Genomic DNA, 22,355 nt, shown 5'->3' with positions numbered 1-22,355 from the left:
GGTCACACTCCCTTGGGTCGGGCGACGAGCTCGAGCACGCGCCCGAGCCACTCGATGAGCAGGGCGAGCAGCGCGACGAGGATCGCGCCCCACACGATGACGGGGTAGCGCAGCAGCGAGATGCCGGTCTGCAATGTGCCGCCCAGGCCACCGGCGCCGATGAAGGTCGCCAGCGTGGCGGTGCCGACGAGCAGCACCAGCGCGGTGCGCACGCCGGTCATGATCACCGGGAGCGCGAGCGGCAGCTCGATGCGCAGCAGCACCGACCACGACGACATGCCGAGCCCGCGGCCGGCCTCGACCAGCGTGCGGTCGACGCCCTGGAGCCCGACGATCGTGTTGGCGAGCACCGGCAGGATCGCGTAGACGGTCAGCGCCCCCACCGCGGTCCAGAAGCCGAAGCCGAACCAGATGGCGGCCAGCACGATGAGGCCCACCGACGGCGCCGCCTGGCCGGCGTTGGCCACGCCCACGACCGGCGGCGCGAGGAAGCGGGTGCGGGGGCGGGTGAGCACCACGCCGAGCGGCACCGCGATCGCCACCACGAGCAGTGCCGCGACGAAGGTGAGCAGCAGGTGCTCGCCGGTCTGGGCGACGATCGTGCCGTAGCCGAGCGCGTTGTTGACCACCACGTCGTCGGCGTACGTCGAGGAGGTCTGCACGTAGACGGCGTAGGAGGCGAAGCCGACCACCACGATCACGGGGATCGCGAAGAGCACGATCAGCGCCTCGGCGGTGATGCGGTCGCGCCAGCCCGCGCGGTCGGAGGTGGCGGCGTCGGGCGCGGCGGCCTCGGCGCTCACGCGCCGCTCCCCTCCTCGGCGAGGGCCTCCTGCTGCTGCCGCATGAAGGAGGTGACGGTGTCGAACCAGACCACGCCGAGGTAGCGGTCGCGGTCGCCGGTGACGACGGCAGCGCCGTGGCTGCTGGTGAGCATGGTGTCGAGCGCGTCGTTGAGGGTGGCCCGGTGGTCGAGGTTGACCAGGTCCTCCTCGCCGCGGTGGATGGTCTCGCCCTTGAGCTGGCGCAGCCACGGCCAGGCGGTGGGCCGGTCGTGGTCGTCGAGCACGATCAGGTGGTCGTGACCGGCGGCCTGGGCCCGGGCGCGCGCCTCGGCGGTCGGCTCGCCCACCCGGGCCGTCGGGACCTCGGAGAGGTCGAGCTCGGCGATGCGGGTCAGCGAGAGCTGCTTGAGCGAGGACCCCGCCCCCACGAAGTCGGCCACGAAGTCGTTGGCCGGGCTCGCCAGCACGGCCTCCGGGGCGTCGTACTGCGCCACCTCGGCACCCTCCTGCAGGATCAGGATGCGGTCGCCGAGCTTGATCGCCTCGTCGATGTCGTGGGTGACGCAGACGATCGTCTTGCGCAGCTCGCGCTGGATGGAGAGCAGCTCGTCCTGCAGCCGCTGCCGGGTGATCGGGTCGACGGCACCGAAGGGCTCGTCCATCAGGATCACGGGCGGGTCGGCCGCGAGACCGCGGGCCACGCCCACGCGCTGCTGCTGCCCGCCGGAGAGCTCGCGCGGGTAGCGGTCGCGGTAGCGGGCCGGGTCGAGGCTGACCAGCTCGAGCAGCTCGTCGGTGCGCTGCCGGATCCGGTCGGCGTCCCAGCCGAGCATCTTGGGGACGATCGCGATGTTCTTGGCCACCGTCATGTGGGGGAAGAGGCTGCCGCCCTGGATGACGTAGCCGATGGTGCGGCGCAGCTCGTCGGCGCTGCGGGAGCGCACGTCGTCGCCACCGATGGTGATGGTGCCCGAGGTCGGCTCGATGAGCCGGTTGATCATCTTCAGCGAGGTGGTCTTGCCGCAGCCCGAGGGCCCGACGAACATGACGATCTCGCCCGCCGGGATGGTCAGGCTCAGCGACTTCACCGCTGAGACCTCCTGCCCGGGGTAGGTCTTGGTGACCTCCTCCAGCCGGATCTCGGCGCCGCTGATCTCGCTGCCCGAGCCGGAGGTGGAGCTCGAGGTGGGGTCGTCGGTGACGGTCATGCGCGGATTCCCTTCGGGATGGTGACGCGCCCGAGCGCCAGCAGGACGAGGTCGAAGACGAGGGCGATGACGACGGCGGCCAGCGTGCCGATGAGCACGTAGGCCTCGGCGTTGACACCGCCGATCTGGGTGAGCCCGGTGAAGATCCAGGCGCCGAAGCCCGGCCCCAGCACGTACGCCGCGATGGCGGCGACGCCGATGGACATCTGGGTGGAGACGCGGATCCCGGCCAGGATGACCGGCCACGCCAGCGGCAGCTGCACCTTGCGCAGCACCGCGACCTGGCCCATGCCCATGCCGCGCGCCGACTCCACGAGCGTGGCGTCGACGCCCTGCAGGCCCACGACGGCGTTGCGCATCACCGGGAAGATCGCGTAGAAGGTCACGCAGATCAGGGCGCTGATCGGCCCGATGCCCGTGAGGGGCAGCAGCAGCCCCACCAGCGCGAAGGACGGCAGCGTCAGGCCGATCGAGCTGATCGCGTTGGCCACCGGCGCCAGGCGCGGCTGGCGCGTGACGACCACGGCGACGGCGACGCCGATCACCGTGCCGATCACCACCGCCAGCAGCACGAGCAGCGCATGGCCGTAGGCGAGCGCCCAGAACTGCGGTTGCCGGTCCAGGAAGAACTGCCACACGTCCGGATCCCCCTCTCACCGCCCAGGGGTTCCGGTCCCGGACACAGGTGCTCGGGCCCGTACCCCGCTCCTCGCCGATGATGCGCGGGGGTCGCGAGGGGGGTGGCTCAGCGGGGCGACCGCCCGGGCTGCGCGGCGATCGCGGCGGCGTACCACTCGAAGGAGCGCTTGGGGGTGCGCACCAGGGTCTCGAAGTCGACGTGCACGAGGCCGAAGCGCTGGGTGTAGCCCTCGGCCCACTCGAAGTTGTCGAGCAGGGACCAGGCGTAGTAGCCGCGCACGTCGGCGCCGTCGTCGATCGCGTCGGCGACCGCGCGCAGGTGGGCGTCGTAGTAGTCGATCCGGCGCTGGTCGTCGACGACGCCGTCGGCGTCGGGGCCCACGGCGTAGGAGCAGCCGTTCTCGGTGACGTGCAGCGGCGGGATGCCGGGGTAGCGCTCCACGAGCTGGCCGATGACCTCGCGCAGCCCGTCGGGCACCACGGGCCAGCCGAAGTCGGTGGTCGGGTAGCCCTCGAGGTCGCGCAGCTCGAAGGGCATCGCCGCCCCGTCGGGGGCGGCGCCGACGAGCATCGGGTTGTAGTAGTTGAAGCCGTAGAAGTCGAGCGGGGCGCTGATCACCTCGAGGTCGCCGTCGCGCACCGGCACGGCGTCGGCGAGCAGCTCGGGGTAGCGGCCCAGCAGCACCGGGTCGGCGTAGTTCCTGTTCCACAGGCAGTCGAAGAGCTCGGCGGCGTCGCGGTCGCCCTGCTCCTCGGACGCCGCCCACACCGGGTGGTGGTTGGTCGCGGTGCCGACCTGGCGCGCGCCGCCCGCGCGGAGCGCCTGCACCGCCAGGCCGTGGGCGAGGTTGAGGTGGTGGGCCACCGGCAGCGCGCCGAGGCCGAGCTCGAGGCCGGGGGCGTGCTCGCCCCGGGCGTGGCCGAGCAGCGTGACGACGTTGGGCTCGTTGACCGGCGCCCACATCGCGACGCGGTCGCCGAGCCGCTCGACGCAGGCGGCGGCGTACGCCGCGAAGTGCTCGGCGGTCTCGCGCGCCTGCCAACCCCCAGCGTCCTGCAGCGTCTGCGGCAGGTCCCAGTGGTAGAGCGTGACGAAGGGCGCGATGCCGGCGCCGACGAGCTCGTCGACCAGCCGGTCGTAGAAGTCGAGCCCGGCGGCGTTGACCGCGCCGGTGCCGGTGGGCTGCACCCGCGGCCACGCGATCGAGAGCCGGTAGGTGTCGCTGCCGAGGCGTCGCATCAGGGCGACGTCCTCGGCGTAGCGGTGGTAGTGGTCGCAGGCGACGGTGCCGTCGCTGCCGTCGGCGATCCGCCCGGGCTCGGCGCAGAAGGTGTCCCAGATGCTGGGTCCCTTGCCGTCCTCGTCCCAGGCGCCCTCGATCTGGAACGACGCGGTGCTGGTGCCGAAGGAGAAGCCGGCCGGCAGCGCGGGGTAGCTGGTCATGCTGGGCATTCAACCGCTCCCGGGCGGCTGCGACCATGGGTGGCGTGATCGAGGTGCGCGAGGCGGGCTCGCGGTACAGCACGCTCGCCGAGGGCCGCGAGACCCGGCACTCCTTCTCCTTCGGTGCGCACTACGACCCGCGCAACGTCGGCTTCGCCTCGCTCGTCGCGCACAACGACGAGCACCTCCCCCCGGGCACCGGCTACGCCGACCACCCCCACGCCGACACCGAGATCGTCAGCTGGGTGGTCGAGGGCGCGCTGCGCCACAGCTCGACCGTGGGCTCGGGCGTGCTCGGCGCCGGGACCGCCCAGCTGCTCTCGGCCGGGTCCGGCGTGGTGCACAGCGAGGTCGCCGACGGCCCCCCGACCCGCTTCGTGCAGACCTGGGTGCGCCCCTCGGAGCCCGGCACGCCCCCGCGCTGGGCCACCGCCGCCGTCGACGCCGGCCCGGCCTGGACCTGCCTCGCCGGCCCCGGTGGCGCGCTCCCCCTGGGCGCCGGGGACGCCGCGCTGCACGTCGCGGCGCTCGCCGACGGCGTACGCCTCGAGCTGCCCGACGCGCCACGGCTGCACCTCTTCGTGGTCGCGACCGGCCCCTCCGACGGGCTCATGCTCGGCGAGCGCCGGCTCGTCGACGGCGACGCCGCCCGGCTCCTCGACGAGGGCGGCCGCACCATCACCGGCGTCGGCCCCTGCCAGGCGCTCGTCTGGTCCTTCGCCTAGCACCCATCCGCCTCGGATGCCGGAAGATCAGGCGGGTCGGCGTACATCTCAGGCGGGTCGGCGTACATCTGGGGCGGGTCGGCGCGCATTTCAGGCGGGTCGGGGGTCAGGGGACGAGGATGCCGGGGTTGAGCACGCCGGCGGGGTCGAGCTCGGCCTTGAGGGCGCGGAGCATGCGGACGCCGACGGGGCCGACCTCCTGCTCGAGCCAGGGGCGGTGGTCGCGACCCACGGCGTGGTGGTGGGTGATGGAGCCGCCGTGGGCGAGCATCGCGTCGGACGCCGCCCGCTTGGCCTCCTGCCACCGCGCCAGCGGGTCGTCGCCCCGGGCGCTCGCGACGGTGAAGTAGAGCGAGGCGCCGGTCTCGTAGACGTGGGAGACGTGGCAGAGCACCAGCGCCGCCTCGCCGAGCGAGCCGGTGAGGGCGGCGCGCACCGCGTCGTACACCTCGTGCAGCCGCGACCACCAGGTGACCGTCTCGAGGGTCTCCACCAGCACGCCGACGTCGAGCAGCGCGTCGCGCAGGTAGGGGCCGTCGTAGCGCCCGCGCTCCCAGGCGTGGTCCTCGCCGAGCAGGGTGCCGCCGGCCTCGGCGAGCACCGCCGCGCACGCCGTACGCCGCGCGGCGACGGCGGCCAGGGTGCCCTCGTGGCCCACGACCACCAGGCAGCCGCCGGCGGACTCGCCGCCGACCTGGTCGGGGGTGGCGAGGTTGACCGCGGTCTCGGTCTCGTCGCTGAGCCGCAGCACGGTCGGGGTCGTGCCGGACTGCGCGAGCGCCCGCAGCGCCGCCGTGCCCTCGGCGAAGGAGCCGAAGCGCCAGCGCTCGTGCAGCCGGGTGTCGGGCACGGGGCGCACGCGCACGGTGACGGAGGTGATGACGCCGAGCGCGCCCTCGGAGCCGAGCAGCACCTGGCGCAGGTCGGGCCCGGCGGCCGTGGCCGGACCGCGGTCGAGCACCAGCTCGCCCACGGGGGTCGCGACCCGCAGCCCGAGCACCAGCGCGTCGAAGCGGCCGTAGCCGCTGGAGGCCTGGCCGGAGGAGCGCGTGGCGGCGAAGCCCCCGATCGTGGCGTGCTCGAAGCTCTGGGGGAAGTGACCGAGCGTCAGTCCGTGCGCCGCGAGCAGCGCCTCGGCCTGCGGGCCGCGCAGGCCCGGCTCGAGGGTCGCGGTCATCGAGACGTCGTCGACCGCGAGCAGGCGGTCGAGCCGCAGCAGGTCGAGGCTGACCACGCCGGCGTAGCCCTCGCGCCGGGCCTGCAGGCCGCCGACCACCGAGGTGCCGCCCCCGAAGGGCACGACCGCCACGCGGTGCTCGGCCGCCCAGGCCAGGACGGCGGCGACCTCGTCGTGCGAGCCCGGCCGGACGACGGCGTCGGGCGAGTCGGTGCCGTCGCCGGCGCGCAGCCGCAGCAGGTCGGGCGTCGACTTGCCGCGGGTGCGTCGCAGCCTCGTGGCCGGGTCGACGTGCACGTGCTCGGCTCCCACGAGCTCCCGCAGCCCGTCGAGCAGGGCCCCGGCGAGCGGCACGCTCAGCGCGACGGCCTCCTCGGCGACGGCCGGGGTGTCGCGGGTGCCGAGGAAGGCGTCGACGAGGGCGTGGGCCGCCTCGGGCAGCGGCGCCTCGCGCTCGGGCACGCCCCAGCGCGACCAGTGCATCTCGGGGGCGGTGGTGGCGGGGCGCTCGGGCGTCATGCGTTACAGTGTGACACATGACGTCCATCCGTCACACCGTGTCGCCCGAGGACCGCTACCTCGACGCGGCCCGCGAGGCCATCCTCGCGGTGGGCTGGAGCCGCACCACCCTCACCGACGTCGCCCGCCGTGCCGGCGTCAGCCGGATGACGCTCTACCGGCGCTGGCCCGACACCGGCACGCTGCTCGCCGACCTGATGACGCGCGAGTGGGCGCGCACGGTCGAGCGGGCCCTCGACGGCACGTCGGCCGGGAGCGCCGAGGAGGTCGCCGACGCGGTGGTCGCCGTCGTCGCGGCGCTGCGGGCCGACCCGCTGCTGCGCCGGATCGTCGACGTCGACCCCGAGACGCTGCTGCCCTACCTGCTCGACCGCCGCGGTCGCAGCCAGGAGCTGCTCGCCGGCCTGCTCGCCGACACGATCGCCGGCGCGCAGCGCACCGGCGCGGTCCGGCCGGGCGACCCCGCCCTGCTCGCGCGCTCCCTGCTGCTGGCGAGCCAGGGCTTCCTGCTCTCCGCGCACACGATGGCGGCGCCGGAGACGGGCCCAGGTGGGCGCGACGCCGACGTGACGGCGTACGACGAGCAGCTGCGCGCGCTGGTGCGGGGCTACCTCTCGTGAGCCTCCCCGCCCTCGGGAGCGGCCTCGACGACCTGCCCGACCACCTGGCCGACGACACCGACGTGCTGGTCGTCGGCCTCGGCATCACCGGCGCCGGGGTCGCCCTCGACGCCGCCGCGCGCGGGCTGCGCGTGCTGGCGGTCGACGCCCACGACGTCGCCTTCGGCACCAGCCGGTGGAGCTCCAAGCTCGTGCACGGCGGCCTGCGCTACCTCGCCCACGGCCAGGTCGGCGTCGCCCACGAGAGCGCGGTCGAGCGCGGGGTGCTGATGGAGCGCACCGCGCCGCACCTGGTCCGGGCGCTGCCGATGGTCCTGCCGCTGCACGACCGGGTCGGGCGCGCCGACGCCCTGCTCACCGCCAGCGGCCTGCGCGCGGGCGACCTGCTGCGCCTGGCCGCCGGCACACGACGCTCGACGCTCCCGCGACCGCGACGCCTCGGCGTCGCCGAGACGACGGCGCTCGCCCCCGGCGTACGCCGTGACGGCCTGCGGGGGTCGCTGCTCTCGTGGGACGGCCAGCTCGAGGACGACGCGCGGCTGGTGCTCGCCGTCGCCCGGACCGCCGTGCGCGAGGGGGCCGTGGTGCGCACCGGCGTGCGCGCCGACGCGCTCGACGCGACCGGCGCCACCCTGACCGACGCCCGCACCGGGGACACGCTGCGGGTGCGCGCCCGCGTGGTGGTCAACGCCACCGGCGTGTGGGCCGGCGGACTGGTGCCGGGCGCGAGCCTGCGACCGAGCCGGGGCACGCACGTGGTGCTGCGGGCCGGCGCCGTGCCCGGCACGAGCGCGGTGATGGCGCCGGTGCCGGGCTCCCGCAGCCGCTTCGTCTTCGCGCTCCCCCAGCCCGACGGCCTGGTGTACGCCGGCCTCACCGACGAGCCCGTCGACGCCGTCGAGGACGTGCCCGCCGTGCCCGAGGCCGACGTCGACTTCCTGCTGCGCGTGCTCGGCCCCGTGCTCGAGCGCCCGCCCACCCACGACGACGTGGTGGGCGCCTTCGCCGGGCTCCGACCACTGCTCGGCGGCGGGGGGGCGAGCGCCGACCTCTCCCGGCGGCACGCCGTGCTCACCCACGGCGGCGTCGTCACCGTCGTCGGCGGCAAGCTCACCACCTACCGGCGGATGGCGCAGGACGCGGTCGACACCGCCGTCCGGGTGGCCGGACTGACCGCGGCGCCGTGCCGCACCCGCGCGCTGCCCCTGGTCGGGGCCGCGCCGGCCACCGGGCCGACCGGCGCGACCGCGCGGCTGGTCCGTCGCTTCGGCAGCGAGGCCGCCGACGTCGTGGCGTCGGCCGCCACGACCACCGGCCTCCCGCTCGCGGAGCTGACCGGGCCCGCGGCGCCCGGCACCGCGGTGACGCTGGCCGAGCTGGTCTTCGGCGTCACCCACGAGGCGGCCCGCTCGGTCGAGGACCTGCTCGAGCGGCGTACCCGGGTGGGGCTGGTGGCGGCGGACGCCGAGGCGCTCCGGCCCGCCGCCCGCCGCGCGCTCGACCTCGCACGGCCGTCGCCCGGCTGAGGGGCTACACCGCCCCGGCGGGTCCGACCAGGCTGTCGCGGACGGCGCGGGCGGCGCGGAGGCCGCTGGTCAGGGCCCCGGCGATGCCGGGGTGCTCGCGATGGTCGCCGGCGACGAAGACGCCGTCGCCCAGGTCGACCTCGCGGCCGGCGATGTAGGGCGGGCGCGCCGCCGGCCACGCCGCCTGGTGGGCGTGCCGGGTCACCAGCTGCCACGAGGAGGTGTCGGCGTGGAAGAGCTCGCCGAGCTGCCGACGGACGGCGTCCTCGGTCTCGGCCCCCGCCTCGTGGTCGGGCAGCGGCACCGACGTCGCGGCGACCAGGGCCTGCTGGGGCGGCGCGTAGCGGGGGGCGACGTTGGAGACCACGAGCGCGTGCGAGAGCGGTCCGCCCGTCGCGCCGAGCGGGTTGACGAAGGCCGTCTTGAGCGTCGTGGGCGGCGTGGGCATGGCGAACCACCACGTCGCCACCGCCCGCATCGCCGGGGCGCCGATCCCCAGCAGCTGCGAGGCCACCAGCGGCTCGGTGGCGACGACGACGGTGCGGGCGCGCAGCTCGCCGGCGTCGGTGGTGAGCGTGACGCCGTCGCCGTCGTCGCGGCGTACGCCGTGCACCGTCACCCCCACCTCGACCCGCACGCTCAGCGCCAGCGCGAGCTGGTCGGGCAGCGACTGCATCCCGAGGGCCGGCAGCGAGGGGCGGCCGTCGCGCAGCCGCTGGAGCGTGGTCATCGCGTACTGGTAGGAGGTGCGCAGGTCCTCGTCGCCGAAGAGCAGCCGGAAGGCGGGGCGGAGCACCTCCTCGCGGAGCCGGCCCTCGAGCCCGTGCCGGTCGAGCGACTCCTCCAGCGTCATGTCGGCGCCGGCCGCGATGCGCTCCGGCGCGCGCCGCATCGGCTCGCTCCACCGCAGCAGCCGGGCGATGTCCTGCGGCTGCCCGAGCCCGCCGCGGATGCTGTGCACGAGGGCGGCGTGGGAGCCCTGCAGGATCCGGTAGCCCTCGGGGTGGGCGATGACCAGGCCCCGCTCGATCGGACGCGGGTTGAGCGCGGCCACGTCGAGGACGTCGCGCAGCACCGGGTGGGCGGCGTCGATCCACGCCAGCCCGCGGTCGCAGCGGAAGCCGTCGACGACGTCGGTGCCGACCCGGCCCCCGACGCGGCCGGAGCGCTCCAGGACCCGCACGGCCAGGCCGGCCTCGTCGAGCAGCCGGGCACATGCGAGACCTGCGACGCCGGCACCGACCACGGCCACGTCGGCCACGTCAGAGGCGTCCATAGAGTGCGAGTATCTCCCAGCCGCCAGGCCCCCACACGTGCCTGACGGATCGCCGACGGCTTGGTCCAGACCAGGAGGTCAGGCGGGCGCCTCCGACGAGGCGGCCCCGACCGGGCTCACCGGCGCGAAGGTGCCGAGCCGGTCGACGTCGTAGCCCTGGGGGTAGCTGCGGAACCAGCCGAAGTCGCTGGCCCACTTGGGCCGGCCCCGGCTGGGCAGCAGCCGCAGCACCAGCGCGCGCGCCCGCATCGCCCGGCGTACGACGAGGCGCTCCCAGGGCGCGGGCAGCGGGTAGCCGAGCGCCCGCAGCAGCGGCTCGTCCATCAGCGCGAAGGCGAAGCGGCGTACGACGGGTGCGGGGAGCCAGGAGCCGGGCGGGAAGGTCGTCATCAGCCGCAGCGTCGAGTCGGCCACGCGACGGGCGCCCGGGTCGTGGGCGAAGTGCGCGGCCTCGTGGTCGTCGAGCAGGCGCGCGAAGCCGTCGAAGTCCTCCGGCAGGTCGCGGATCGCCATGTGGCGGCCGAGCTCGCGGTAGTAGTGCACGCTGGCAGCGACCTCGTGCTCGGTCAGCGGCCGGAAGCCCCACGCGTCGATCCACCGCTTCGGCACCACGACGAAGGTCGCCAGCACGTAGCGCATGTCGTCGTCGGAGATGTCGTAGCGCGCGTGCATCTGGTTGACCCGCCGGACGGCCTGGCGACCCCGGCCGTGGTCGAGCCCGTGCCGCTGCACCTCCTCGAGGAGCAGCCCGGTGTCGTCGTAGCGCTTCTGCACCCGCTCGGTGAACTCGCCGGTGCGGGCGAGCAGCCCACCGATCGACGGCACGGCGTAGGTCCGGAAGAGCGCGAACGACAGCGCCTGCACCGTGTCCCACGGGTAGTCGTGCGCGGCCACCCCCAGCAGGATCTCGCGCGCGTCGTCCACCGGGTCCAGCCGCATGCTCCGGCGCGCCCAGTGGCGGCGGGGCACGAAGCGCGGCATGACGATGACAGTACTGCTGTCAACGTCGTCGCGACACCCCTCCGCCGACCCGGCCTCAGGGGGCGGCGGGGGGTCAGGGAGCGGCGAGGAAGCCGCGCAGGAGGGGCCCGGCCGTGGCGGAGCCGGAGTCGCCGGTCTCCACGAAGACGGCGACGGCGAGGTCGTCGCGGGCGGCGATCATCCAGGCGTGGGTCTGGGGTGGCTGCTCCTCGCCGTACTCCGCCGTGCCGGTCTTGGCGTAGGTCGCCAGTCCCTGCAGCGCGGTGCCGCTGCCCCGCTCGACCACGGCGGCCAGCATCCGCTGCAGCCCGCGCGCCTCGGGCGCGGTCAGGGGCTGCTCCGGCCGCGTCGGGGTCACCTCGACCTCCGGCAGCAGCCGCGGGAGCACCGTCTCGCCGGCGGCGACCGAGGCGACCACGGTGGCCATGGCCAGCGGCGAGGCCAGCACGGTGCCCTGGCCGATCATGTCGGCCGCCGCCCCGGTGGCGGTCTCGGCGGTCGGCACCTGGCCGAAGTACGCCGGGAAGCCGACCTCCTGGTCGACGCCGACCCCGAGGGCGGCCGCCGCCTGCGCGAGGTCGTCGTCGCCGAGCCGCTCCGCCTGGGAGATGAAGGCGGTGTTGCACGAGTTGGCCACCGCGGTCTCCAGGGTGATCTCGCCGATCCCGGAGGCGGGGTAGTCGTCGTAGTTCTCGAAGGTGCGGCCGTCGACCGAGGTCGTCGCCGGGCACGGCACCGTGCTCTGCGGCGTGAGGCCGTCGCGCAGCAGCGCCAGGCTGCTGACCACCTTGAAGGTCGAGCCGGGCGCGTACTGCCCGAAGGTCGCGGTGTTGTAGCCCTCGGAGCCGGGCCCGCTGGCCGCGGCCAGCACCTCACCCGTGCTCGGGCGCAGCGCGACCAGGCCGCTGGCCGGGCCCACGTCGGCCAGCACCTGCTGCGCCCGGGCCTGCAGGCCGCGGTCGAGCGAGGTGCGCAGCGGTGTGCCCGCCACGGGCTCGACCGCCCAGAGCCGCTCGGCCTCGCCCTCCTCCGGGACCCGCTCGACCGTGACCCCGGCGGTGCCGGCGAGCTGCTCGTCGTAGCGCCGCTGCAGCCCGGAGACGCCCACCTCGTCGCCCGCCCGCACCCGCCCGTCGCTCTCCTCCACGATCTCGGCGGTCGCCTCGCCCACCGAGCCGAGCAGCGCGGCCGCGAAGTCGCGGCTGGGCGCGAGCGGCAGCGTGTCGGTGACCAGCAGAGCGCCCTCGACGGCGTCGAGCCGGTCGCGCTGCGCGTCGTCGAGGTCGCCCGCACGGAGCACGACGGCCTCCACGAAGGCACGGTCGCCGGCCCGGCGCACCCGCTCGGCGTACGCCGCCGCGTCGACGTCGACGAGCCCGGCCACCTCGCGCGCCGCGGCCACGGCCTGGCGCGGCCGCAGCCCCTCCTTGCTGACCCCGACCCGCACCACCGGGCGCGGCTCCACCAGCACCTCGTCGTCCGCACCCAGCACGTCGCCGCGGGCGGCGGCCTCGCGGGTGGCCACCAGGCGGTCCCCGGCCTCGAGGTCGGGGGCGACCAGCGCGGGGTCCCACGTGACCTGCCAGGCGTCGCCCGCCTGGGCCAGGTCGACCTCGGCGTCGTACTGCCAGGTGCCGGCGCCGAGGTCCCAGCTCCAGCGCAGCGTGGCGCGGCCGCCGTCGTCGACGCTCTCGGCGTCGGTGACCGAGACCGAGGGATCGGCGCCGAGGCCCGCCACCACCTCGTCGTACGCCGCCGCCGACGCCTCGCGGTCGGTCAGCGGCGCCTCCTCGGCGGTGCCGGCGCTGAAGGCCGCCGCCGCCTGCTCGGCGGCGGCGCGCACCTCGTCGGTGTCGTCCCAGGGCGCGGTGCAGCCGCCCAGCACACCGGTCACCAGCAGGACGGCACCGGCGAGGGCGCCGGTGTGGACGACCGTCGGGCGACGGAGGGCGGTGTGGGGGGACATGGAGGGATTCGACCACGTCGGCGACACCCGGGAAGCCCCCGTCGGGGTGCGATGGTCTGTGTCACGCCGACCGACCGACGGCGGAAGGGCGGCCGGCGCGACACAGGTCTCGAGGGGCCGGCTGCTCGACCATCCGGCACGTACCCCCGGTCGCACCGCCTGACACCGGGTGTCCGCAGAGCGGTCGCTGGAGTCTCAGCGCGACTGCGGCTGGTGCTTGGAGATCAGCTGGGCCGCGACGTCGGCGACCTTGAGGTTCATCTCCTGGGAGACCTTGGCGAGCAGCCCGAAGGCCTCGTCGGCGTCGACCTCGTGCATCGCCATCAGCAGGCCCACGGCCTTGCCGATCTCGCGGTTGCTCTCCAGCCCCAGGCGCAGCGTGCTGGCCTCCTTGCCTCGATCGGCCGCGGAGAGGGCGACGGAGGCGAAGGAGGAGAGCAGCGAGGCCTGGTCGAGCGAGATCGGGCGCAGCCCGCCGACGGTGTCGCTGAAGATGTTGAGGGCCCCGACCTTCTGGCCGTCCTGGCGGATCCGGAAGCCCGCCATGCCCTCGAGACCGAGGTCCGCGCGCAGGCGGTGGGCCAGGCCGGGCCAGCGGCAGCCGTCCCGCAGGTCGTTGCAGAAGTGCGCGTCGGGCTCGTCGTCGTCGATGGCGTCGAGGCAGGGACCCTCCCCGAGCTCCAGCTCCAGGGCGTCGGCGGCCAGCGCCACGTCGTCGGAGGCCGCCGCGGTGCGCACCCGCCCGTGGCGGCTCACCATCAGCGAGGCGTGGTCGCAGCCCTCGACGAGCTCGACCGCGGCGTGGCACAGCGACTCCTGCACGCTGGTGTGCGAGTCGCCGGAGTAGACGACCTCGGCGAGCGTGCGGAACGTGGTCAGCAGCTCCGGTGCGAACGGTGTCGACATGGTGGCTCCCCTCCTCAACGCTTCAGGAGCGGTCGTACCGGGCTCTCGATGCGACAGCAGGGGGCATCTTGACACGACACCCGGACGCCGCGCCCGTTCGGTGGTCGGCGGCAACGACCGCGGGGTCCACCCGCCGTCAGCCCGCGGCGTCCGGGTAGGCCGTCAGCTCGGTCGCTTTCACCGAGAGCCACACCTGCTCCCCGGGCGCCAGGCGCAGCTCGGCGACCGCGGCGGCGGTCAGGTCGACCAGGGCCTCGGGAGACCCGGTCAGCTGCAGCCGCACCCGCTCCCCCAGCCGCTCCATCGTCGCGACCCGCCCGGGCCACACGTTGCGGGCGCTGCCCAGGTCGGGTCGCTGGCGGTGCAGGCCGATGCTGCTGGGGCGGGCCGAGACCAGCACCGCCCCGGGTGGCAGCGGCGCCTCGGGGGCGACCACGAGGCTGCCGCCGCCCGCGAGCGCCACGCGCCCGGCATCGTGGTGGCCCCGCCAGAGGTTCAGGCCCATCAGCCGGGCGACGTACGCCGACACGGGCCGGGCGGCGACCTCGTGCGGCGTGCCGACCTGCACCAGGCGGCCCTGCTCGACCACGAGCATCCGGTCGGCCAGCACCATCGCCTCGAGCGGGTCGTGGGTCACCAGCACGGTCGGACCCGCGAAGTCGGCGAGGTGGGTGCCCAGGAAGCCGCGGACGTCGAGCCGGGCGCCCGCGTCGAGCGCCGCCATCGGCTCGTCGAGGAGCAGCACCTGCGGGTCGCGGGCGAGCGCCCGCGCGAGGGCGACCCGCTGCGCCTGGCCCCCCGAGAGCTGCGCGGGACGCCGACCCGCGAGGGGCGCGAGGCCGAGTCGCTCGAGCCACGCCGCGGCGTGCTGCCGCGCGGCCGCACGCCGCCCGGCGATGCCGAAGCCGACGTTGTCGAGCACGCTGAGGTGCGGGAAGAGCCGGTAGTCCTGGAAGACCACGCCGGCCCGCCGCTCGTGGGCCGGGCGGACCTCGCGGTCGCGCTGCCAGGTCTCGCCGCCGACCGCGACCTCACCCGCGGCCAGCTCCTCGAGCCCCGCGACGGCCCGCAGCAGTGTCGACTTGCCGGCGCCGTTGGGGCCGAGCACGCCGAGCACCTCGCCGGGCGCGACCTCGACCTCGAGCGCCAGCTCGAAGGAGCCGCGGCGGCAGCTGCCGGCCAGGCGCAGGCCCCCCACCGCGGCGCTCATGCCGAGCCCCCCACCCAGCGTCCGCGCAGCGCGAAGAGCACCGCGACCGAGACCGTGAGCAGCACCAGCGATAGCACGATCGCGGTGTCGGGGTCGCTCTGGAACTCCTGGTAGATCTCCAGCGGCATCGTGCGGGTGGTGCCCTGGATGCTGCCCGCGAAGGTGATGGTGGCGCCGAACTCCCCCAGCGCACGCGCCCAGCAGAGCACCGCGCCCGCCACCAGGGCCGGTCGCAGCAGCGGCAGCGTGACCCGCCGCAGCGTGGTGAGGCGGTCGGCGCCGAGTGTCGCGGCGGCCTCGTCGTACCCCCGGTCCGCGGAGCGGAAGGCACCCTCCACCGCCACCACCAGGAAGGGCATGGCGACGAAGGTGCCGGAGAGCACGACCGCCGTGGTGGTGTAGGGGATGGACAGGCCGAACCACGCCTCCAGATAGCGCCCGACCACGCCGTTGCGCCCGAAGGCCAGCAGCAGCGCGATGCCGCCGACGACCGGGGGCAGCACCAGCGGCAGCGTCACCAGCGCCCGCAGCAGCCGCACCCCTCGCGCCTCCGAGCGCGCCAGGACCCAGGCGAGCGGCACGCCGAGCACCACCGAGAGCAGCATCGCCTGCGTGGCGCAGACCAGGGAGAGCCACAGGGCGTCGCGCACCTGGTCGCCGGCCAGGATGGCCGGGAGGTCGCGCCACGGCGCCCGCAGCAGCAGGCCGGACAGCGGCAGCAGCAGGAGCAGGACGGCGAGGGTCGCGGGCACGCGCAGCGCCCACGGGGTGCGCGGGCTCACGCGCGGCTCGACAGGCTCACGGGGCCCCGAAGCCGGCGTCGCGCAGCACCCGCTGCCCCTGCTCGGAGGTGACCAGGTCGACCCACTCCCGCGCCAGGTCGGGGTCGGCGGCGTCCTCGAGCGCGGCGATCGGGTAGGTCGTGGCGCTGTTGAGCTCCGCGGGGATCTCGACGCCCTCGACGTCGTCGCCGGCCGCGACCACGTCGCTGACGTAGACCAGGCCGGCGTCGACCTCGTCGAGGGTGACCTTGGTCAGCACCGACTTCACGTCGACCTCCTCGGTCACGGGCGCCACGTCGAGCCCGGCCTGGTCGAGCACCTCCGCGGCGACGACGCCGCAGGGCACGTCGGCCTCGCACACGGCGACCTTGACCTCGGGGTCGGCGAGGTCCTCCACGGAGGCGACCCCGCCGGGGTTGCCGGGCGGCACCGCGATCTCGAGGCTGTTGGTGGCGAAGTCGACCGCCTCGGTGACCAGCCCGTCGTCCCGCAGGTCCTGCATGTTGGTCGGCGAGGCCGAGGCGAAGACGTCGGCCGGGGCCCCGCTCGCGATCTGCTCGGCGAGCCCGGAGCTGGGGCCGAGGTTGAGCTCCACGGTGACGCCGTCGTGCTCGGCCTCGAAGGACTCCGCGAGGCTCTCGAAGGACTCGGTCAGCGACGCCGCCGCGAAGACCCGCAGGGTCTGCTCGTCCTGCGACCCGGCCGACGCGCAGGCGGCGAGCGGCAGCAGCAGCGACAGGGACAGGGACAGGACGGCCAGTGCTCGACGCATCACGCCTCCGGGACCTCGACGACGACGTTGGTGCTCTTCACGCTCGCGACCGCCAGGACCCCCGGCTCCAGCGCCAGGTCGTCGGCCGCCTCGCGGCTCATCAGGGACACGATCCGGAAGGGGCCGGCCTGGATCTCCACCTGCGCCATCACGGTGTCGCGCACCACCCGGGTCACCAGGCCGACCAGCCGGTTGCGGGCCGAGGCCCGCACGATCGGCCCCGGCTCCGGCTGCTCGCCCGTGGCCGCGAGCTCCTGCGCCAGCTCGGCCAGCGCCACACCGTCGACCACCTGGCGGCCCGCGTCGTTGCGGCTCGTGGCCAGCCGGCCGCCGTCGGCCCAGCGCCTCACGGTGTCGTCGCTGACGCCGAGCAGCTCCGCCGCCTGTCGGACCGGGTACGTCGGCATGCGGCGTACGGTAGCGCACCGATCCGCAGGTGCGGTCCGATCCGTGATCTCTGCCCGCAGGTGCGCCTCAGTGAGCGGAGTCGACGGGAGGGGTGAGCGCCGGACCGACGGGGAACCCTAGGCTCGTGAGCGTGCTTCCCGAGATCCCGCGTCCCGACCAGGGCGACGTGGTCGAGCTGATCCTGGCCGACCACCGCCTCTTCGAAGAGATCCTGCGCGAGCGGCGCAACGACCAGAACGACCGCGACGCGCTGCGCGCGCTGCTCTCGGAGGTGCTCGTCGCCCACGGCGAGGCCGAGGAGGCCCGCGTCTACCCGCAGCTGGAGCGCAAGGACGCCATCGACGAGGACGAGGCCGAGCACGGCGAGGAGGAGCACCGCGACATCTACCAGGCGCTGCTGCCGCTGCTGGAGGCCACCGAGCTCTACGACGACGACTTCAGCCACCTCGTCCACGAGCTCTCCGAGACCCTGCTGCACCACCTCGACGAGGAGGAGCGCGACATCCTCAACCCCGCGCGCTCCGACGTCGGCGACGCCGACCGCGCCCGGCTGGGCGAGGCCTGGCTCGCCGAGCGGGCCCGGCTGCTCGACGAGGGCTGCGGCAGCGTCGAGCAGGTGAGGGCGCTCCTCGATGGGCACTGAGCCGACCGCGTGAGGTCGTTCCTGGCCGACACCCGGCCGCTGCGCGAGCGCCACTTCCGGCGGCTCTGGCTGGCCAACATCGTCACCGTCGTCGGCGCGCAGCTCACCGTCGTCGCGGTGCCGGCGCAGATCTACCAGCTCACCGGCTCCTCGGCGTACGTCGGGCTGACCGGCGTCTTCGGCCTGGTGCCGCTCGTCGTCTTCGGCCTCTGGGGCGGCGCACTGGCCGACGTGCTCGACCGCCGCACCCTGCTGGTGGTCACCACGCTCGGCCTGATCGTGACCGCGGCGCTCTTCTGGGTCTTCGCGGTGACGGGCTCGCAGAACGTGTGGCTGCTGCTCTCGCTCTTCTCGGTGCAGCAGGCCTTCTTCGCGGTCAACCAGCCGACCAGGGCGGCCGTGCTCCCCCGGCTGCTGCCGGCCGAGCTGCTGCCCTCGGCCAACGCGCTGAGCATGACCGTGATGCAGGCTGGCGCCATCGCCGGGCCGCTCGTGGCGGGCGTGCTGATCCCCTTCACCGGCTTCGCCTGGCTCTACCTGATCGACACGGTCTCGCTGCTGCCCACGCTGCTGGCCGTGGTCGCCCTGCCCGCCCTCCCCATCGAGGGGCAGGTCGGCAGCATCGGGCTCAAGGGGGTCATCGACGGGTTCGGCTACCTGCGCTCCCAGCCCGTGCTCCTGATGAGCTTCGTCGTCGACATCATCGCGATGGTCTTCGGCATGCCGCGGGCGCTCTTCCCCGAGATCGCGCACGTCGACTTCGGCGGTCCCGAGAGCGGCGGGCTGGCCTTCGCGCTGCTCTTCGCCGGGATCCCGATCGGTGCGGTCCTCGGCGGGGTCTTCTCCGGCTGGGTCTCGCGGGTCGACCGCCACGGCCTGGCGGTGATCAGCGCGATCGTGGTCTGGGGGCTCGCGATGACCGGCTTCGGTCTCGCCGTGCTGCTCGCCCCGGTCGCACCCGCGGCGATGCTCACCCTCGCCGTGCTGATGCTCGTCGTCGGCGGGGCCGCCGACATGGTCTCCGCCGCCTTCCGCACCTCGATGCTGCAGACCGCGGCCGCCGACGCCGTGCGCGGGCGGCTGCAGGGCGTCTTCACCGTGGTGGTCGTGGGCGGACCACGGGTGGCCGACGTGCTCCACGGCGCGGTCGCGGTCTCCGTCGGCACCGCGGTCGCGGCCGGCGGGGGTGGCGTGCTCGTGGTGCTGCTGACCGTCACCGCCGCCGTCGCCTTCCCCGCCTTCGTGCGCTACCGCGTCAGCGAGGTCGTCGCCCGCAAGGTCGCCTGACCCGACTCGGCCCTCCGCGCACGCCAGGGGGTCAGCGCGGTGGCGGTGCGGTGCTGTCGCGGACGACGAGCTCGGTGGGGAGCACCACGTCGGCGGGCAGGGAGTCGGGGTCGTCGAGCTGGGCCAGCAGGGCGGCGACGGCCGCGCGGCCCTTGGCGACGACGTCCTGCCGCACGGTGGTCAGCGCCGGGCGCACGCGCACGGCGAGCGGGCTGTCGTCGTAGCCCACGACGGAGACGTCGTCGGGCACGCGGACGCCGCGGTCGGCCAGGGCCGTCACCAGCGCGGCGGCGACCGCGTCGGAGTAGCAGAGCACGGCGGTCGGCGGGTCGTCCCGGTCGAGCAGCGCGGGCACCAGCCCCTCCTCGAGGACCGGACCCCGCTCGAGGTGCTGGACGACGAGCGGGTCGATGCCGGCGGGTGTCAGGGCGTCGGTCCAGCCCAGCACGCGCTCGCGCGAGACGTAGCCCGCGGAGAGCTCGGCGACGTCGCGCGGCCCGCCCTCGCCCGTCACGGCGAAGGAGACCAACGCGATGCGGCGGTGCCCGAGGTCGACCAGGTGCTGCGCGGCGGCCCGCGCCCCGCCACGGTCGTCGATGTTGACGTGCGCGTGGCCCTCGCGGTGCACCTGGTCGACCATCACCAGCGGCAGCCGCCGCTTGAGCAGCCAGTGCGTGCCGGGGGCGTCGGGGTCGCAGGAGTAGACGATCGCGGCGTCGAGGGGGACGTCGCGGGCGGGGATGCCGGCGCCGGGAGCCCGGTCGACGTCGGTCGAGGTGAGCAGCGTGAGCGCGCGGCCGGTGTCGTTGAGGCCGTCGGCGATGGCGCCGATGAAGGCGATGGCCACGTCGTCGGTGAAGGCGACGCGCAGCGAGTCGAAGAGGAGCACCCCGATCGAGCCGCTGCTGCCGGTGGCCAGCGAGCGGGCGCGGGGGTCGGGGCCGGTGTAGCCGAGCTCCTCGGCAGCGGCGAGCACCCGCGCCCGCAGCTCGGCGGAGAGCTGGTCGGGTCGCGAGAAGGCGTTGGACACGGTCATCCGGCTGACGCCGACGCGGTCGGCGATCGTCTGCAACGTGACCCGCGCCACCGCACCTCCCACGCCGCTCGTGCCTGGACCTCCGGGACCCACCGTGTCGTCGCCGACGATAGCGCCGGGTCCGGGCCGGGCGGCCGGTGTGGTCAGTGCGCCGGGCGGCACCGCGGCGCCGGCGGGGCTGGCTCCACGGCCGTGGCCACGCGGTGCAGCGCCGCGGCGAGGCGCAGCCGCGCGCGGGGCACCCGGCGTACCCGGGGGAGGCGGTCGGGCACCACGGGGGCGTCCGGCAGCGCGCTGAGGGCGAGGTCGCCGCTCACCTCCTTGGCGAGGGCGGCGGCGAGGGGGTCGAAGCCGGTCATGGGTTCCTCCGGTGGATGTGGGCTGTACCGGTACAGTGTCAGACACTGCTGTACCGGTCAAGTAGGCCGAGGCCGCGACCGCCGACGCCCACCGTCCGGGGTTGCCTATGCTCACGCCGTGACCACCGCCCGTCTCGTCCCGGTGACCACCGAGATGGACGGCGAGGAGCTCGACGCCGAGGACGCCTGGCACGTCGTACGCCGCGTGGGGCTGCGTCAGCTGCTGGTCGACTCCTTCGTGCGCTTCCGCTACGGCGACGGCTTCTCCAGCTCGCGGGCGCTGGCGATCCAGGGCTGCCTCTCGGTGCTGCCCTTCGTGCTCGCGCTCACCGGCCTGGCCTTCGACCTCGACGCCGAGAAGCCCGCGCGGATGCTGGCGCTGGTCGTCGACGCGCTCTCGCCGGGCTCGGGCGACGGCGACGCACTGGCCTCGGCGCTCGACTCCGGCGGCGAGGGCAGCGAGGACGCGGGGGAGATCGCCCTGGCCCTCGGCCTCGCCCTGGCCCTGGCCTCGATGACCACCGCCGTGGCACAGATCGAGCGGGGCACCAACCGAATCTACGGCATCCGTCGGGACCGCCCGGCCCTGTGGAAGTACGGCCGGGCCGCCGTGATGACCGTGGTGCTCGCCGTGCCCGTGGGGGTCGGCTTCGTGCTCCTGGTCGGCGGCGGTGCGGTCGCCGACGGGCTGGTCGAGCTCTATGGCTGGGAGCGCTCCACGGTGAGGTGGTTCGAGGTGCTGCGCTGGCCGGTCGGCGTCGCGCTGCTGGTCACGGCGATCTCCGTGGTGCTCGACCACGCGCCGCGCCGGCGGCAGCCGGGCTTGAGCTGGCTCGCTCTCGGCGCCGGCCTCGCCGTGGTGCTCTCGGCGCTCGCCACGGCCGGACTGACGATCTACGTGCGCGCCAGCCCCGCCTTCGGCGACGTCTACGGCCCGCTCGCCGGGGTCGTGGCGCTGCTGGTGTGGTCGCTGATGTCGGCGATCGCCCTCTTCTACGGCGCCGCCGTCTGCGCCCAGCTCGAGGCGATCCGCGCCGGGCGCCCCGAGCCCGCCGACGACGACCCAGGCCGCCCGCACGGCGTCGAGGTCTGACGCCGGCCGGTCAGGGCGTCACTCGAGCCCGGTCTGCTCGCGCACCCACTGCAGCATCCGCTCGGGGTCACCCGGGCGGGAGCGCGTCCGGCGCAGCAGGTGCTCGGGCCGCTCGCGGCGGTCGTGCCACAGCCCGCCCGAGGCCGGGCGCGGGTCGACGGCGGCCAGCCAGACGGTGGTCTCTGCCCCCGAGTCCGGGGTGCGCAGCAGCGGTCCCATGACCTTGTCGAAGCCGGGCAGCGAGTCGGCGACCCCTGGGGTGTCCGCCCAGCCCGGGTGGGTGGCGTAGACGCCCAGCCGGTGCGGCGCCCACCGCGCGTCGAGCAACGGCATCAGCTCGACCTGGGCTCGCTTGCTCCGGGCGTACGCCGTGGTGCCGGAGTAGTCGCCGCGCCGGTACTCCGGGTCGTCGGGCCGCAGCCGCTGGCCGTACATGCCGCCGCTGGTCACGAAGACCACCCGGGCGTCGTGGCCGGAGAGCCGCGGCAGCAGCAGGTCGGTCATCAGCACCGGTCCGAGCACGTGCAGCGCCATGGTCAGCTCGTGCCCCTGGGCCGACTCGGTGCGCTCGGCGGGCAGCGCCCCGGCGTTGTGCACCAGCACGTCGAGGCGCTCGACCGGGAGCTCGGCGGCGAAGCGGCGCACGTCGTCGAGGTCGCCGACGTCGCAGCGCAGCACCGTGGCGTCGGCGCCCGGCACCCGCGCGAGCAGCTCGCGACGCACGCGCTCGCCCTTCTCGGTGTCGCGCACCACGAGCAGCAGCGAGGCGCCGAGCCTGGCCATCCCCTCCGCCGCCGCGATGCCGAGCCCCGAGCTGGCCCCGGTCACGGCCGCGGTGCGGCCGGCCAGCGCGCCCGGCACCGGGTCGGCGGGCCAGGTCGGCAGCCGGCGGCGGACGGCGGGGCCGATCCGGGTGAAACCGGGGACGACCGCCCGGTCGAGCAGGGTGTCGAGGCCGCGGGCCAGCGGCACGGGGAGTGGGCTCATGGCTCC

Annotated in this window: 22 protein-coding genes and 1 pseudogene; 6 read left to right on the top strand and 17 right to left on the bottom strand. The window is 75.2% G+C overall.

What is annotated here, in order from left to right; genetic code table 11:
- Positions 1-2 precede the first annotated feature (2 nt).
- From IG63_RS0107340 to IG63_RS0107325, 4 genes are all read right to left on the bottom strand, one after another.
- Complete coding sequence (locus IG63_RS0107340) at positions 3-803, bottom strand: ABC transporter permease (RefSeq protein WP_211249246.1); 801 nt, start codon at positions 801-803, stop codon at positions 3-5.
- Positions 800-1,993: an ABC transporter ATP-binding protein gene (locus IG63_RS0107335; protein ID WP_030483726.1), complete on the bottom strand. Its 1,194-nt coding sequence runs from the start codon at positions 1,991-1,993 to the stop codon at positions 800-802. Before IG63_RS0107335 ends, IG63_RS0107340 begins: the two co-directional genes overlap by 4 nt.
- Positions 1,990-2,631, bottom strand: a complete 642-nt coding sequence (locus IG63_RS0107330; protein ID WP_051706337.1) for an ABC transporter permease — start codon at positions 2,629-2,631, stop codon at positions 1,990-1,992. The genes IG63_RS0107335 and IG63_RS0107330 overlap by 4 nt, the downstream gene beginning before the upstream one ends.
- Positions 2,632-2,738: 107 nt before the next feature.
- On the bottom strand, positions 2,739-4,076 hold the full coding sequence (locus IG63_RS0107325; RefSeq protein WP_030483724.1) for a GH1 family beta-glucosidase: 1,338 nt from the start codon (positions 4,074-4,076) through the stop codon (positions 2,739-2,741).
- A gap of 44 nt (positions 4,077-4,120) precedes the next feature.
- On the opposite strand from IG63_RS0107325, the gene IG63_RS0107320 reads away from it, so the two are divergent.
- Entirely contained in the window at positions 4,121-4,801 is a 681-nt protein-coding gene (locus IG63_RS0107320) for a pirin family protein (protein WP_169741772.1), read from the top strand.
- A 106-nt stretch (positions 4,802-4,907) separates the two neighbouring features.
- Here IG63_RS0107320 and IG63_RS0107315 read toward each other — a convergent pair whose 3' ends face one another.
- Positions 4,908-6,497 carry an FAD-binding oxidoreductase gene (locus tag IG63_RS0107315; protein ID WP_245604359.1) on the bottom strand — a complete coding sequence of 530 codons (1,590 nt, stop codon included), beginning with the start codon at positions 6,495-6,497 and terminating at the stop codon, positions 4,908-4,910.
- Between the two features lie 17 nt (positions 6,498-6,514).
- Between IG63_RS0107315 and IG63_RS23255 the strand changes: the two genes are divergently transcribed.
- Positions 6,515-7,117 (top strand): TetR/AcrR family transcriptional regulator, encoded by a 603-nt coding sequence (locus IG63_RS23255; RefSeq protein WP_030483721.1) that lies wholly within the window; start codon positions 6,515-6,517, stop codon positions 7,115-7,117.
- Positions 7,114-8,643, top strand: coding sequence for a glycerol-3-phosphate dehydrogenase/oxidase (locus IG63_RS0107305; RefSeq protein ID WP_211249245.1), 1,530 nt, complete (start codon positions 7,114-7,116; stop codon positions 8,641-8,643). Before IG63_RS23255 ends, IG63_RS0107305 begins: the two co-directional genes overlap by 4 nt.
- 4 nt (positions 8,644-8,647) lie before the next feature.
- Here the strand turns inward: IG63_RS0107305 and IG63_RS0107300 are convergent, their stop codons facing one another.
- The 9 genes and pseudogenes from IG63_RS0107300 to IG63_RS0107265 form a co-directional block, all read right to left on the bottom strand.
- Positions 8,648-9,946 carry an NAD(P)/FAD-dependent oxidoreductase gene (locus IG63_RS0107300; RefSeq protein WP_281174279.1) on the bottom strand — a complete coding sequence of 433 codons (1,299 nt, stop codon included), beginning with the start codon at positions 9,944-9,946 and terminating at the stop codon, positions 8,648-8,650.
- 51 nt (positions 9,947-9,997) lie between these two features.
- Positions 9,998-10,900 carry an oxygenase MpaB family protein gene (locus tag IG63_RS0107295; RefSeq protein ID WP_030483718.1) on the bottom strand — a complete coding sequence of 301 codons (903 nt, stop codon included), beginning with the start codon at positions 10,898-10,900 and terminating at the stop codon, positions 9,998-10,000.
- Between the two features lie 73 nt (positions 10,901-10,973).
- A complete protein-coding gene (locus tag IG63_RS0107290) occupies positions 10,974-12,866 on the bottom strand; it encodes a penicillin-binding transpeptidase domain-containing protein (RefSeq protein WP_030483717.1) in 1,893 nt (630 codons plus the stop codon).
- 195 nt (positions 12,867-13,061) lie between these two features.
- Complete coding sequence (locus IG63_RS0107285; protein ID WP_036194677.1) at positions 13,062-13,772, bottom strand: GAF and ANTAR domain-containing protein; 711 nt, start codon at positions 13,770-13,772, stop codon at positions 13,062-13,064.
- 136 nt (positions 13,773-13,908) lie between these two features.
- Complete coding sequence (locus IG63_RS23965) at positions 13,909-14,277, bottom strand: TOBE domain-containing protein (protein ID WP_425411777.1); 369 nt, start codon at positions 14,275-14,277, stop codon at positions 13,909-13,911.
- Between the two features lie 225 nt (positions 14,278-14,502).
- Positions 14,503-14,904 (bottom strand): annotated as a pseudogene (locus IG63_RS23960) (ATP-binding cassette domain-containing protein); the annotation flags it as partial.
- Positions 14,905-14,978: 74 nt separating this feature from the next.
- Positions 14,979-15,764 carry an ABC transporter permease gene (locus IG63_RS0107275; RefSeq protein WP_036194674.1) on the bottom strand — a complete coding sequence of 262 codons (786 nt, stop codon included), beginning with the start codon at positions 15,762-15,764 and terminating at the stop codon, positions 14,979-14,981.
- Between the two features lie 16 nt (positions 15,765-15,780).
- Positions 15,781-16,536 carry a molybdate ABC transporter substrate-binding protein gene (modA, locus tag IG63_RS0107270; RefSeq protein WP_036194812.1) on the bottom strand — a complete coding sequence of 252 codons (756 nt, stop codon included), beginning with the start codon at positions 16,534-16,536 and terminating at the stop codon, positions 15,781-15,783.
- Positions 16,536-16,943, bottom strand: a complete 408-nt coding sequence (locus tag IG63_RS0107265; RefSeq protein WP_030483712.1) for a TOBE domain-containing protein — start codon at positions 16,941-16,943, stop codon at positions 16,536-16,538. Before IG63_RS0107265 ends, modA begins: the two co-directional genes overlap by 1 nt.
- 125 nt (positions 16,944-17,068) lie before the next feature.
- Between IG63_RS0107265 and IG63_RS0107260 the strand changes: the two genes are divergently transcribed.
- Positions 17,069-17,587, top strand: coding sequence for a hemerythrin domain-containing protein (locus IG63_RS0107260; protein WP_245604358.1), 519 nt, complete (start codon positions 17,069-17,071; stop codon positions 17,585-17,587).
- 9 nt (positions 17,588-17,596) lie between these two features.
- Positions 17,597-18,874 (top strand): MFS transporter, encoded by a 1,278-nt coding sequence (locus IG63_RS0107250; RefSeq protein ID WP_030483710.1) that lies wholly within the window; start codon positions 17,597-17,599, stop codon positions 18,872-18,874.
- Positions 18,875-18,905: 31 nt separating this feature from the next.
- Here the strand turns inward: IG63_RS0107250 and IG63_RS0107245 are convergent, their stop codons facing one another.
- Both IG63_RS0107245 and IG63_RS0107240 read right to left on the bottom strand, forming a co-directional pair.
- Entirely contained in the window at positions 18,906-19,961 is a 1,056-nt protein-coding gene (locus IG63_RS0107245; protein ID WP_030483709.1) for a LacI family DNA-binding transcriptional regulator, read from the bottom strand.
- A gap of 92 nt (positions 19,962-20,053) precedes the next feature.
- On the bottom strand, positions 20,054-20,269 hold the full coding sequence (locus IG63_RS0107240; RefSeq protein ID WP_030483708.1) for a hypothetical protein: 216 nt from the start codon (positions 20,267-20,269) through the stop codon (positions 20,054-20,056).
- Between the two features lie 118 nt (positions 20,270-20,387).
- Between IG63_RS0107240 and IG63_RS0107235 the strand changes: the two genes are divergently transcribed.
- Positions 20,388-21,362, top strand: coding sequence for a YihY/virulence factor BrkB family protein (locus IG63_RS0107235; RefSeq protein ID WP_036194673.1), 975 nt, complete (start codon positions 20,388-20,390; stop codon positions 21,360-21,362).
- 18 nt (positions 21,363-21,380) lie between these two features.
- Here IG63_RS0107235 and IG63_RS0107230 read toward each other — a convergent pair whose 3' ends face one another.
- A complete protein-coding gene (locus IG63_RS0107230) occupies positions 21,381-22,349 on the bottom strand; it encodes an SDR family NAD(P)-dependent oxidoreductase (protein WP_030483706.1) in 969 nt (322 codons plus the stop codon).
- Positions 22,350-22,355 lie beyond the last annotated feature (6 nt).

It is taken from the genome of Nocardioides aequoreus, from assembly GCF_000720335.1.
Lineage (GTDB): Bacteria > Actinomycetota > Actinomycetes > Propionibacteriales > Nocardioidaceae > Marmoricola > Marmoricola aequoreus.
Note: the sequence above shows the minus strand (reverse complement) of the source record. Positions and strands in the feature narration are given on the sequence as shown.